Genomic DNA, 12884 nt, shown 5'->3' on the forward strand with positions numbered 1-12884 from the left:
TTAGTAGAGTTACGCCTATTTTGGGAGTATGAATAAGAAGTACAAGTTATTACTGTTAGGACTACTTATAGATGGTATCGGATTGTTGTCATCTAGTTGGGTATTCCCGGTTATTGGAGATTTTACAGATATTGTTTGGGCGCCTCTTACAGGATATCTAATGATGAAAATGTATAAAGGCCGAACAGGAAAAGTAGCTGGAACGATATCTGTTGTTGAAGAATTATTACCTGGATTAGACGTAATACCGACCTTCACGCTTACATGGCTTTACACTTATGTGTTTTCAACTAAAACAGAAGGGAGTAAAGCCAAAAAACTCGACAAATGAGTGATTTCTTTTGAACCCAGAATTTGATTACTTAACCATTCCTGGAGGGTGTTTATCTCTATGCTTAAAGCGCTTATGCGTCCATAAATAGTACTCAGGAGCTTTGCGTATTTGCGCTTCTAACATATCAGTAAAAATATCGGTGATTTCGTAATCAGGATAGTCGTTTGGTGTAGCCGTAATTTCCTTAAAAGTTGCCGTGTAATATCCTCTTTTTACCTTTTGAATATCAATAAATACTACTGCTTGATCGAATTTTTTTGCCATAAATTCTACTCCAGTATGAACAGGTACATTAATACCAAAAAAATCACGCCAGTATTTTGCTTTCATTGGCATCGGTGATTGATCGCTTGCCATGCCGTACATCGCCAACACTTTGGTATCATGGTGCATTTGTATGGTTTGCATAGACTCATAGCGACTTATCAATTCTGCATTATGACGCTTTCTTATTTTTTGAACTAATCGATCAAAATACTTATTGCCTAGAGGCGTGTATACCGCATAACCCTTATGTGCTATATGATATTCTAATGACATTGCCCACTCGTAACTTGCAAAATGCCCACAAATAAGTTGAACGCTTTGGTGTGCTTTGGTATACTTATCGATCGCTTCTGCATTCGTCACATAAAAACGTTTTTTTATCTCTTTTTCTGAAATGCGCAGTGATTTTATCATCTCTAAAAAGAGATCACACATATGCTTATAAAACTTTTTGGTGATACGATTTACCTCAATATCTGATTTTTCGGGAAATGCCATTTTTATATTGTCGACAACTACCTTTTTTCGGTACCCAAAAACACGATATACCAAGAAGTAAACAAAGTCAGAAAATAGGTAAAACAGTCTGAAAGGGAGTGATGCAATGATCCACAAAAGAGGATATGCAATTATATAAACAAGAAGTTGCATTCAATAAAATTCTTCTGCAAATATAGTTATATTTGATACGAACCTATACCCAATTATGAATATTGATATTGCTACAATAGCGATTATTGCTATTACCTGTTTAGTGTCTTTCAAAGGCTTTTCTGATTTCTCTTTTTTTGAACGATATAAGTTTAATGTGGGTGCTTTACGCAGGGGAGAACAGGTACGAATGCTTTCTTCAGGTTTCTTGCATGCCGATACGGTACACCTATTTTTTAATATGTTTACGCTTTACTTTTTCGCTCAAGTTGTCATTAATGATCTTGGGCGTGTAAGCTTTTTACTTATTTATTTTGGAAGTCTTATAGCGGGTAATTTATTGGCGTTTAATTTTCACAAAAATGAATATCATTATAGCGCAATAGGAGCTAGTGGCGCTGTGACTGGTGTCTTATACAGCGCCATACTGCTTTTCCCGAATATGGAATTATATTTATTTTTTATTCCTATTCCAATTACTGCCTGGATATTCGGAATTCTCTACCTAGGATTTTCAATTTATGGCATGAAAAATCGTTTGGGAAATATTGGTCACTCCGCACATTTTGGTGGCGCTATTGGCGGTTATGCCTTAACCTTATTTATGAAACCTTCGCTTTTAACCGATGATGTATTTACAGTAGTAGTATTGGCAATCCCAATTATTATACTATTTGTATTAGAAAAAACAGGTAAATTGCAGTAAGTCATTTGTCTAAACCCATTTTTATCTTGTTTAATCATGAAAAACATATTCCATTTAGTTTCATTTTTATTTATAAGCTGTGCTATGAGTGCTCAAAAAAACGATCATAACCCGTATGTCTCCGTATCTGGAGAAGGAATTGTAAAAGTAGTGCCAGATCAAGTGATTGTAAATGTGCGCGTTGAAAATGATGGCGACAACGCCGCGTCAGTTAAAGCGTTAAATGACAATACAATTAATTCGGTGTTGAAGTTCTGCAAACAAATGAAAATCGATAATAAGGATGTACAGACGGCTTATATCAGACTAAATAAGAATTACGATTACAACAAAAAGATTTATAAGTATACTGCCAACCAATCACTGGCGATTAAGCTTAGAAAGTTATCAGACTATGAACGTTTGATGCAAGGACTATTAGAATCTGGAATCAATAGGATTGACGGAGTGAATTTTAAGTCATCTAATATGGATACTTATTTGAGTGAAGCTCGTAAAAAAGCCGTCAAAAATGCCAAGAAAAAGGCAATGGAATATGCGGGAGTTTTAGATCAAAAAGTAGGAAAGGCTACGAGCATAAGTGAGCATGCTGTTAATGTTGGTAATCCTAGAGATTTTAAGAATATGCAAGTAAGATCGATGGCGATGGCAGAATCTGATGGTAACTCCGAAAGTATTTCTATCGGTGAAATGCTAGTGACTTCTAAAGTCAATATAACTTTCGCATTGGAATAAGATAAAAGGTAGGGTTTTCTCCTAGGCGTTTGTTATATATACAGATAACCTAGAACAAAGTCCCTAAGACTATATCAAGTAGCTTAATTGCTATGAAAAAACCCTGACATGGTTATTGTCAGGGTTTTGTTTTTTAAGACTAAATACAAGGAGTATTATTCGGTTACTCCTAATAACTCTCTTACTTTTTGCTGTAGGGCTTCACCACGAAGATCTTTGGCGACAATAGCACCATTTTCATCTAAAATAAAAGTCTGTGGTATAGCACTTACGTTGTATTTTTTTGCAATAGGATCTCTCCAGGACTGTAGATTAGATATATGACTCCATTCAAGTTTGTCTTCTTCAATAGCCTTGATCCATTTATCTTGACTATTATCAAGACTAACCCCTAAAATATTTAATCCTTGATCGTGATATTTATTGTACATAGCAACGATACTCGGATTCTCAACACGACATGGCTTGCACCATGAAGCCCAAAAGTCAACAACAGTTACTTTTTCTCCTATCACATCATTTAAAGCGATATCTGTTCCTTCAGGAGTTTTTCCTGTAAAGTTGGGTGCTATCATACCAACATCAGTCGCTCCTAAAGCTGCTAATTTATCGCCTAAGCTTTTACCATTTTGAGAAGCTTTTAGATTCTCAGGAACTTTCGCGTACAATTCTTTAAGTAGCTTAGTGGGCTGTGATTTTGTATCAAGAATTCGTTCTAACACCAATAAAGCGATATATGAATTCGTGTTTTTCTCAACAAAGTCTAAATCAAATTGCTTTCCTTTATCCTGTACTTCTTTAAACGATTGTCTAATCTCGCTTATCGCATTCATGTCTTGGCGTTGAGTTGCAGCCGAAAATGAATTGCGAAGCATTTCTAATTCTTTAAATAGTTTGCGTGTTTCTCCTAAATAGGATGAAAACTCGTCATTAGATACACTTCCTGAAACCTTGGATAAGGCTATACTATCCTTGTAGGCCTCTACAGCAATACTTCCTTCTTCTAAAACTACAGGAATATTCCCTTTTATCCCGTCAACCACAATATAGTGAAGCTCTGGTGTAACCGATTTTCCCTCAAAAAAGACGCTTTCAAACTCTACAGCCGAAGTATCAACGTTTACAAAACGATTGTTTGTATCCAGTTTTTTCAGAAAAACCTTTTTCCCGTCAACCATTCCTTTCAAAGAAACGTTTACGAAGTAACTATCTTTTTCTGTCTTACTACATCCTAATACTATTAATACTGATGCCGCAAGTATTATTAATTTTTTCATGCTTGTTTATCCTAATTTTAAACAGCACAAATCTAATTAATCTTATAAAAAAAGAGGTGTTCTAAGAAGTTTAGTTTACACTTGGGTTGTTAAAATTGATATCTAATACCCAATCCTAGGTCAAACTCAATCCCATCATTAAATTCATTAAATCCTATTTCTGGTTTGAGATCTAAGGATATTACTAACGGTATACTAAAATTATATTCAATACCCACATCACCAGCAACAAATGCAAAAAACTCATTTTCATCAGTTGCAAACTGACTATCGCTGTTGAAGTTAACATTGCCAATACCGCCACCAACGCCTGCAAACCATTGAAACCCTTCTTCAAAATTAAGATCGAACATCCACTGATAAATTCCTGTCAAACGAAAGGCGTCAAAGTTTCTATTATCACGCCAGCCTAAATTGGCTTCGATTCTATTTAAACGCCCAATAGCACTTTGATAAGATATTTCTGTTCCAAACCCGTTACTGGCACCAAGACGTAACCCGAGGGCATTATCAGAGATCGTTTGTGCGCTGGCTGTCGCCATCATAAACAAAAGGCTTATGCTTAATATGATTTTTTGTGTCATTGTTTTCTTTTAGTTAACAGCTATAACGCATTATAGAAAAGAGTAATTGCATTGTTTATTCAAAAGTAAGAATTTTAACGAGGTGTTAAGAAAGCTATAAACTAAGCAAGCCTACGAATAGTGAAGAGGATTTTTTCGGTTTGTCAGCCTCGACTTCTCGTTTAATAACTGATAGTAGGTCAGTTAAAGAATTTTCCTTGTTCGTAAGCGAATGTATCAAGATTAAAAGAATACTACCGCTTATATACCAGAGGTTTTTTGCTTCGTCAGTAGAAAGTTCATACTGTTCTTTTATCTTTTTTAAAAAGTCAAGATGCTCTAAACCATAAATGGCATGTACAAGATATTTCCCGTTTCTGAGTATACTACTGGTTCTAAGATCAACATCATCAAAAACATTATTGGTAGTAACATAAGGAGCTTCTATTACCAATTCTTGTAGAAGACTTTTGTTTTTATCATCAATATATAACTCAGGAAGTTCATTGATCAATTCTGAAGCTGATTTTATACAGTAGTCTAAAACTGTTTCATCAGGACCATTAATACCCAAACCACGCCTTACTTTACCAACTATTTCGAGGGTAAACTGTGTTCTAAACAGATCAAGTAAATGTACATTCATTTCTGGGTTTGCTAACTTATATGCAAAGAGAAATATTTTAGAATGATTCGACTAGTAAAAACTATCAATTTTATGGTAAATTCGACTAGTGGTTTTTAATTAACGACTAACAGAAAGAAAAAGTTAAGTTTTTATATGAGTGAAATAGAACATCGGTTAAAAGATCTTTCTACAAGGCTTGAAGGAACGTTACATTATGACGACTTACACAAAGCTATTTATGCTACTGATGCTTCTGTTTATCGAAAAATCCCAACTGCTATAGCATATCCTAAAACCACCGATGATATTAAGGAATTGATTGCATTTGCAACAAGAAATAAAACATCAATCATTCCACGAACTGCCGGAACTTCATTAGCAGGTCAGTGCGTCGGAGATGGAATTATCGTTGATGTAAGTAGGCATTTTACCAATATTCTCAATTTTGATAAAAATGCTAAAACCATAACCGTGCAACCCGGTATAATTAGAGATGAACTCAATAGATTTTTAAAAGAACACGGATTGTTTTTCGGTCCAAATACTTCAACGTCTAATCGGTGTATGATCGGGGGCATGGTTGGAAATAATTCTTCTGGATCAACTTCTATAAAATACGGAGTGACCCGAGATAAAGTACTTTCTCTAAAAACTATTATGGCAGATGGTACTGAGCTAACTTTCGGGGCTTTATCAGAGAAGGAATACCAAGAAAAAGAAGGGGTTAGCGGTATTGAAGGTGTAATTCATAGCAAGTTACGCGCATGGTTATCAGAAAAGAATACGCAAGAAGAAATTTTAAAGGAATTCCCAAAACAGACTATTCATAGGCGAAACACGGGCTACGCGGTTGATGCTTTACTACAAAATGCCATTTTTGCTGATTCAGAGGAACGCTTTAATATGTGCAAATTGCTTGCAGGTAGTGAAGGAACATTGGCTTTTACCACGGAAATCACTTTACAGCTAGATGATTTACCACTAGAAGAAACCTTCATGGTTGCAGCTCATTTTAATAGTATTGACGATTGTATGCAGTCGGTTGTGCATCTAATGAAACATGACCTCTATACCTGCGAAATGATGGATCGTGTGATTTTAGATTGTACAAAGAATAACACTTTACAGGCCAAGAATCGATTTTTTGTAAATGGCGACCCGAAAGCTATTTTGTTGTTAGAGGTAAGAGGCAATACTAAATTACAATGTGAAGCAAAGGTTGAAAAACTGCTAGTGACACTTAAAAAGAGAACAAAAAGCTATGCAAATCCTATATTATATGGAGAGCAAATAGATCAGGCTTTTGAATTGCGGCAAGCAGGTTTGGGCTTATTGGGAAATATGGTAGGCGATAAAAAAGCGGTTGCCTGTATAGAAGATACTGCGGTTGCTATCGAAGATTTGGCAGACTATATATATGAATTCAGCCAGATTATGAAGAAGTATGATCAAGATGCTGTGTATTACGCACATGCTGGTGCTGGCGAGATTCATTTGCGACCCATTTTGAACCTAAAAAAATCAGAAGATGTAACCCTTTTTCGAAAGATAACCACTGATGTTGCTCATTTAGTTAAAAAATATAAAGGTTCCATGAGCGGTGAACATGGGGATGGGATTGTTAGGGCCGAATTTATAGAAAAAATGATCGGGAGTGAGAACTACCAGCTTCTTAGAAAAATCAAATATTTATTTGATCCAAATAACATATTAAATCCAGGAAAAATAGTAGATCCGTTTAAAATGGATGAGGACTTACGTTATCAACCTGATCGACCGACCGTTGAAATTGATACTATTCTTGATTTCTCTGATTCGGAGGGAATTGTAAGACTTGCTGAAAAATGCAACGGCTCTGGCGATTGTCGAAAAACAGCAAAAGCTGGTGGTACGATGTGTCCAAGCTATCGCGCAACATTGAATGAAAAGGATACTACTAGGGCTAGAGCCAATGCACTACGCGAGTTTTTAACCAATACCGAAAATAAGAACAAGTTCGATCAAAAAGAGTTGAAAGAAGTATTTGATTTATGCTTGAGTTGTAAAGCATGCGCAAGTGAGTGTCCGAGTAATGTTGATGTAGCCTCTTTAAAAGCCGAATTTCAATACCAGTATCAGAAGGTAAACGGAAAAAGCTTGCGCAGTAAGTTGTTTGCTTACAATGATAAAATGAATAGGCTAGGATCAACTAGTCCATGGCTTTATAATACTAGTTTGAAAAGTAAGTTTTTCAGTGGAATTGTAAAAAAATCATTGAGAATAGCCGAAAAAAGGAGCTTGCCATTAATATCAAGCATTAGTTTAGAAAAATACATTCAAAATTCTAAAAACGAGGTAATTACAAATAAAAAAATATATTTATTTATCGATGAATTTTCTAACTTTTTGGATACACCCTTGGGCATAGATGCATATCACTTATTAACTGATTTGGGTTATGAGGTATGCACTACAAAGCATCGTGAAAGTGGTCGCGCAATGATCTCAAAAGGCTATTTAAAAGAAGCCAAAACCATTGCAAATAAGAATGTGTCCATTTTTAAAGACCTAATTGCTGAAAATGTCCCTTTAGTAGGAATTGAGCCATCTGCTATTTTAACCTTCAAAGACGAATACTTAAGACTAGCCGATGATAAGGAAGCTGCAAAGTCCATAGCAGAAAATACGCTGTTAATTGATGAGTTCTTAGATAAAGAAATTCAAAAAGGCGCTATCACATCAGATCAATTTACTGAGGACAGTTTAAAAATTAAGTTTCATGGACATTGTCATCAAAAGGCATTAGCCAATCAATTATGCAGTTTTAATGTGTTGAATTTACCTAAAAACTATACTGTGACAATTATTCCTTCGGGATGCTGTGGTATGGCGGGATCTTTTGGTTATGAAAAAGAGCATTATGATATAAGCATAAAAGTAGGAGAGCAGACACTATTCCCTGCAGTAAGAAAGACTAATGGGGATACCATAATTGCCGCTACCGGTACTAGTTGTCGTCATCAAATTAAAGATGGAACCGATAGAGAGGCACTTCATCCTGTAACTATTTTAAGAAGGGCACTAAAGACTGCTACTAATTAATTCCCCATAAGTACCGAACTCGTAAGTTCTTGAAATGAAACTACGTCTACCATTGTGTTATAGGGTAAATCAACACCAAATGATGAGAAATCCTCGAGTTGGTAATTCAAAGTGCTAGTAGATGAAATTAGACCAATTTGATCGGCGTACGTATTTTCAATTACCAGGACATCTTTAGGTCTTAGTAAATCAACTGTTACGGGAACGCCGCCGATATTGCCGCTTGCAATAATTCTTAGATCAATGATTAATGAAGATGTAATCACATCATCATAACTAACTCCTGCCACCATTGCATTTGCAATAAGTTCGCCTTGAATAGATCTAACTGTGTATTGAAATTCAAGAGTAATACCACCATCCAAAGATTGTTCATAGGTATCGCTAAATGAAGTTAGTTCACTACCAGCTGATATATTTTTGTCGTATAAAATGACATCGGTTAGGTCAACTACAAAATCTTCCAATCCTTCTGCTGGAAAAGAAATACTGCCTGTAATATTCAATTTTTCTTCCGCTGAGCGTATGCTACTATTATCAAAGATGTTAGTCATAATAGCTGCCGCTGGTTGCTCTGCTGTTACTGTAAAATAGGGAAGTCCGTTCACCATTGTAGTTCCGGATATATAAAATGAGTCATCACGACTGAAGTTTTCATTGTTTACTCTATCTTCTATAGCTACAGCGTAATTCCAGCGATTATCAGTTACCAATGGAAAATAATCTGAAGTCATTGGTTCATCTCCACCTGTTCCATCTCCATTTCCATCACCGCCCATGCCATCACCTGATCCATCTCCGTTTCCGTCGCCACCCATGCCATCTCCATTCCCGTCACCATCACCAGAGCCGTCTCCATTTCCATCACCATCACCAGATCCGTCGCCATTCCCATCACCGTTTCCATCGGCATCTCCGGATCCATCACCATCACCGTTACCGTCGGCATCTCCTGAGCCGTCTCCTTCTTCCTCAGAATCATCATCTGAATCCGTTTCACCATCCGTTGGGTTATCGAGTGCTTCTTCGAGAATAGGATCGAGTCGCTCATTTTCACAAGCAGCTAAACCAACAATAAGAAATAGGAATAAAAAAATTGAAGAAATACGGAGTTTCATTAGAATAATTTTGGTTCACCAAATATACGGTGAGAAACTACCATATAGATGTTAACTAATTTTTCCTGTAATCGTTATTGCGGCGAGCAACTCTTTGTAGTCCATGTTTTTCAAGTTTTCATTGGCATAGAAGGGCTGCATATTGTCTTCTGTGTAGCTGTATAAATTCCACCGTTTATCCTTGTATTCTAGTGCGGTTAAGTTCTCTACCCAATCACCAGAATTTAGATACATACAGTAGCCATGTTCATTCACTTTATTAACTAACCTTGGTTGATGAATATGTCCGCATATTACCGTTTTATAACCTTGCTCTATGGCAAGATCAACAGCAGTTTGCTCAAAATCACTTACGAATTTAACTGCTTTTTTTACACTATTTTTTATACGCTTTGACAAGGAGTATTTTTCCCTCCCTAAACGAAGTAAGAGCCAATTTATAATTCGATTTAAAACAATCAAAAAGTCATAACCCCAACCGCCTAATTTCGCAATCCATTTTGAATGCTGAATAGAAGCATCAAATACATCACCATGAAATACCCAGGTTTTCTTTCCGTCAAGGTCAAAAACCAATTTATTTACAATTGAAATATTGCCAATAGTCAAATTGGTAAACTTCCGCAGCATTTCGTCATGATTTCCTGTTATATAAACAACCTCGGTACCCTTAATAGAAAGATCGATGATTTTTTTAAGTACGAGTAGATGTGATTTAGGGAAATACCGTTTTCTAAACTGCCAAATATCAATAATATCGCCGTTTAGAATGAGCTTTTTAGGTTTGATACTACTTAAGTAGGCAAGTACTTCTTCTGCATGGCAACCATAGGTGCCAAGATGAATATCTGATAATACAACAACGTCTAACTTTCGCTTCTTTAATTGCATTAGTTTTTTTGCAAATAAAATGATCTTAGCGCAGCGAATGATTACCTCATTTTTAATTGATCATTAAGTATTAGACCTAATGTTAGCTTAAGGTTATCAACTTATATAAATGTTTCTGTGCTTTTTTAGAATTAAAATGAATCCAAATTATTTTTATTAATTGATTTAAGATTTACATTTGCTACAAAACCTATTTGAATGGCAGGAAATTCGTTCGGGAACCTTTTTAAACTTGTATCGTTTGGAGAATCGCATGGAAAAGCAATTGGTGGTGTTATTGATGGCTGTCCGTCGGGAATAGAACTAGACCTCGAACATATTCAACAAGAACTAGATAGAAGAAAACCAGGTCAATCAAAGATTGTTACACAACGAAAAGAACCGGATACAGTTGAATTTTATTCCGGAATCTTTGAAGGGCAAACAACAGGAACACCTATAGGTTTTGCTATTCACAACACCAATCAAAAATCCCACGACTATAGTCATATTAAAGACCAATATCGACCTTCGCATGCCGATTATACTTATGATCAAAAATATGGCGTACGCGATTATCGTGGTGGTGGAAGAAGCTCTGCACGCGAAACTGCGAGTAGAGTAGTAGCGGGCGCAATTGCAAAACAATTTTTAAAAGATGTAAGTATTCAAGCGTATGTTTCAGCTGTTGGTGAACTCGCTTTAAATAAACCTTATCAAGAATTAGACTTAGGTCAAACGGAATCGAATATTGTACGTTGTCCAGATCCAGAAATGGCCAGAACCATGGAGGATTATATCAAACAAATTCGAAAAGAAGGGGATACAGTCGGTGGGGTTATAAGTTGCGTTATAAAAAATGTACCTATTGGATTGGGCGAACCTGCTTTCGACAAACTACATGCTGAATTAGGTAAAGCAATGTTATCGATTAATGCTGTAAAAGGTTTTGAGTACGGCAGCGGATTCGAAGGAAGCAAATTAAAGGGAAGTCAACATAATGACTTGTTTAATGAAGATGGGACTACCCAATCTAATATGTCAGGAGGCATTCAAGGGGGGATTAGTAACGGAATGGATATCTACTTTAATGTAGCATTTAAACCTGTTGCGACTATCATGCAAAAACAAGAAACCATTAATAACAAAGGAGAAAAGGTGGAGATGCAGGGTAAAGGAAGGCACGATCCTTGTGTCGTTCCTAGAGCGGTTGTTATTGTTGAGGCCATGGCTGCGATGGTGTTGGCGGATTATATGTTGATGGCAAGAACTAACAAAAAAGAATAATTATGAATTCTGAATTCAGAATTCTGAATTGAAACATATGAGAAAACTAGCACTACATTGGCAAATTTTAATCGGGATGTTATTAGGAATCGGATTTGGTTTCTTGATGACTTCTTTCGATTGGGGAAAAGAGTTCGTTGCAGATTGGATCGGCCCTTTCGGTAAAATATTTGTCAACCTTTTAAAGTTAATCGCGATTCCGTTGATTATAGCTTCCTTAATAAAAGGAATATCAGACTTAAAGGACATTTCTAAGTTTAGGAATATTGGCTTAAAAACAATAGCTATTTACATCTGTACTACAGTAATAGCAATAACCATCGGACTTTTGTTAGTTAATATTATTGAGCCAGGAAATGGAATTTCTGAGGAAACGGTAGCTAAACTTAAGGAAACCTATGCTAATGATGAGTCTATAAAATCCAAAATCATGGAAGCTTCAAAGGATAGAGGTCCTTTGGAATTTTTAGTTGATATGGTTCCTGACAATGCAATCAAAGCAATGGGAGATAACAGATCAATGCTGCAAGTTATCTTCTTTACTATGATTCTTGGCATTTCACTTTTATTAATTGGTGAAAAACGAGCCAGACCATTAAAAGATTTCTTCGATAGTTTGAATGATGTGGTGCTAAAAATGGTCGACTTAATTATGTTGACAGCACCCTTCGCAGTATTCGCCTTATTAGCTCAAGTAGTCGTAACTGCTGATGATCCTGAGATTTTGACCAAACTCCTTTCATACTCTATGGTGGTAGTATCAGGGTTGTTATTGATGATAGTTTTTTATGCTATTGTTGTTGCCGTTTATACCAAGAAAAATCCGATTTGGTTCTTGAAACAGTTAAGTCCGGCCCAGTTATTAGCATTCTCTACAAGTTCAAGCGCAGCGACATTGCCTGTAACAATGGAGCGTGTTGAAGAGCATATTGGTGTAGATAAAGAAGTATCCAGTTTCGTTTTACCGGTAGGAGCAACCATCAATATGGATGGAACGAGTTTGTACCAGGCCGTAGCAGCAGTATTTATTATGCAAGTGTTGTGGCCAGAAGGATTGACTTTTAGTAATCAAATCTATATTGTATTGACAGCTTTATTAGCTTCTATTGGTTCGGCTGCGGTTCCCGGTGCTGGGATGGTAATGCTTGTTATTGTGTTAGAAGCAATCGAATTCCCTAAAGACTTATACCCAGTTGCACTTGCCTTAATATTTGCGGTTGACAGACCTTTAGATATGTGCCGCACAGTCATCAACGTTACAGGAGATGCTACGGTATCAACCGTTGTGGCCAAGTCTGTTGGTAAACTCGGTGAGCCAAAACCGAAAGAATGGGATGATCATTATGAAGAAGTAAAGTAATTTGCTT

The 12884-nt window shown here is 36.3% G+C and carries 12 protein-coding genes; 6 read left to right on the forward strand and 6 right to left on the reverse strand.

Going from position 1 to position 12884, the window contains the following annotated elements; genetic code table 11:
* The first annotated feature begins 28 nt into the window (after nt 1–28).
* Nucleotides 29–331 carry a hypothetical protein gene (locus GWK10_RS04775; protein WP_164029783.1) on the forward strand — a complete coding sequence of 101 codons (303 nt, stop codon included), beginning with the start codon at nt 29–31 and terminating at the stop codon, nt 329–331.
* A 27-nt stretch (nt 332–358) separates the two neighbouring features.
* Here the strand turns inward: GWK10_RS04775 and GWK10_RS04780 are convergent, their stop codons facing one another.
* Nucleotides 359–1252, reverse strand: coding sequence for a lysophospholipid acyltransferase family protein (locus tag GWK10_RS04780; protein ID WP_164029784.1), 894 nt, complete (start codon nt 1250–1252; stop codon nt 359–361).
* A gap of 52 nt (nt 1253–1304) precedes the next feature.
* Here GWK10_RS04780 and GWK10_RS04785 point away from each other — a divergent pair, with 52 nt between their 5' ends.
* Both GWK10_RS04785 and GWK10_RS04790 read left to right on the forward strand, forming a co-directional pair.
* Nucleotides 1305–1958: a rhomboid family intramembrane serine protease gene (locus tag GWK10_RS04785; RefSeq protein ID WP_394351643.1), complete on the forward strand. Its 654-nt coding sequence runs from the start codon at nt 1305–1307 to the stop codon at nt 1956–1958.
* Between the two features lie 36 nt (nt 1959–1994).
* Nucleotides 1995–2693, forward strand: coding sequence for an SIMPL domain-containing protein (locus tag GWK10_RS04790; protein ID WP_164029786.1), 699 nt, complete (start codon nt 1995–1997; stop codon nt 2691–2693).
* 155 nt (nt 2694–2848) lie between these two features.
* On the opposite strand, the gene GWK10_RS04795 is transcribed toward GWK10_RS04790, so the two are convergent.
* The 3 genes from GWK10_RS04795 to GWK10_RS04805 all read right to left on the reverse strand — a co-directional run bounded on the left by GWK10_RS04795 (nt 2849) and on the right by GWK10_RS04805 (nt 5179).
* Nucleotides 2849–3970 carry a TlpA disulfide reductase family protein gene (locus tag GWK10_RS04795; RefSeq protein ID WP_164029787.1) on the reverse strand — a complete coding sequence of 374 codons (1122 nt, stop codon included), beginning with the start codon at nt 3968–3970 and terminating at the stop codon, nt 2849–2851.
* Nucleotides 3971–4059: 89 nt separating this feature from the next.
* Entirely contained in the window at nt 4060–4554 is a 495-nt protein-coding gene (locus tag GWK10_RS04800) for a hypothetical protein (RefSeq protein ID WP_164029788.1), read from the reverse strand.
* Nucleotides 4555–4648: 94 nt separating this feature from the next.
* Entirely contained in the window at nt 4649–5179 is a 531-nt protein-coding gene (locus tag GWK10_RS04805) for a hypothetical protein (RefSeq protein ID WP_164029789.1), read from the reverse strand.
* A gap of 135 nt (nt 5180–5314) precedes the next feature.
* Here GWK10_RS04805 and GWK10_RS04810 point away from each other — a divergent pair, with 135 nt between their 5' ends.
* On the forward strand, nt 5315–8242 hold the full coding sequence (locus GWK10_RS04810) for an FAD-binding and (Fe-S)-binding domain-containing protein (RefSeq protein ID WP_164029790.1): 2928 nt from the start codon (nt 5315–5317) through the stop codon (nt 8240–8242).
* Here the strand turns inward: GWK10_RS04810 and GWK10_RS04815 are convergent.
* Entirely contained in the window at nt 8239–9360 is a 1122-nt protein-coding gene (locus GWK10_RS04815) for a hypothetical protein (protein WP_164029791.1), read from the reverse strand. The two genes, GWK10_RS04810 and GWK10_RS04815, sit on opposite strands and share 4 nt — an antisense overlap.
* Nucleotides 9361–9411: 51 nt before the next feature.
* The gene (locus GWK10_RS04820) at nt 9412–10251 is read right to left on the reverse strand and encodes a UDP-2,3-diacylglucosamine diphosphatase (RefSeq protein WP_164029792.1); all 840 of its coding nucleotides are present in this window, start codon (nt 10249–10251) and stop codon (nt 9412–9414) included.
* A gap of 198 nt (nt 10252–10449) precedes the next feature.
* Between GWK10_RS04820 and aroC the strand changes: the two genes are divergently transcribed.
* On the forward strand, nt 10450–11517 hold the full coding sequence (aroC, locus tag GWK10_RS04825; protein WP_164029793.1) for a chorismate synthase: 1068 nt from the start codon (nt 10450–10452) through the stop codon (nt 11515–11517).
* Between the two features lie 37 nt (nt 11518–11554).
* Nucleotides 11555–12877 (forward strand): dicarboxylate/amino acid:cation symporter, encoded by a 1323-nt coding sequence (locus tag GWK10_RS04830; protein ID WP_164029794.1) that lies wholly within the window; start codon nt 11555–11557, stop codon nt 12875–12877.
* Nucleotides 12878–12884 lie beyond the last annotated feature (7 nt).

This window comes from Spongiivirga citrea (assembly GCF_010671565.1).
GTDB lineage: Bacteria > Bacteroidota > Bacteroidia > Flavobacteriales > Flavobacteriaceae > Spongiivirga > Spongiivirga citrea.

Coding starts and splice junctions, on each gene's coding strand:
- GWK10_RS04775 (WP_164029783.1), top strand. CDS start 29: ATGAATAAGAAGTACAAGTTATTACTGTTAGGACTACTTATAGATGGT.
- GWK10_RS04780 (WP_164029784.1), bottom strand. CDS start 1,252: ATGCAACTTCTTGTTTATATAATTGCATATCCTCTTTTGTGGATCATT.
- GWK10_RS04790 (WP_164029786.1), top strand. CDS start 1,995: ATGAAAAACATATTCCATTTAGTTTCATTTTTATTTATAAGCTGTGCT.
- GWK10_RS04795 (WP_164029787.1), bottom strand. CDS start 3,970: ATGAAAAAATTAATAATACTTGCGGCATCAGTATTAATAGTATTAGGA.
- GWK10_RS04800 (WP_164029788.1), bottom strand. CDS start 4,554: ATGACACAAAAAATCATATTAAGCATAAGCCTTTTGTTTATGATGGCG.
- GWK10_RS04805 (WP_164029789.1), bottom strand. CDS start 5,179: ATGAATGTACATTTACTTGATCTGTTTAGAACACAGTTTACCCTCGAA.
- GWK10_RS04810 (WP_164029790.1), top strand. CDS start 5,315: ATGAGTGAAATAGAACATCGGTTAAAAGATCTTTCTACAAGGCTTGAA.
- GWK10_RS04815 (WP_164029791.1), bottom strand. CDS start 9,360: ATGAAACTCCGTATTTCTTCAATTTTTTTATTCCTATTTCTTATTGTT.
- GWK10_RS04820 (WP_164029792.1), bottom strand. CDS start 10,251: ATGCAATTAAAGAAGCGAAAGTTAGACGTTGTTGTATTATCAGATATT.
- aroC (WP_164029793.1), top strand. CDS start 10,450: ATGGCAGGAAATTCGTTCGGGAACCTTTTTAAACTTGTATCGTTTGGA.
- GWK10_RS04830 (WP_164029794.1), top strand. CDS start 11,555: ATGAGAAAACTAGCACTACATTGGCAAATTTTAATCGGGATGTTATTA.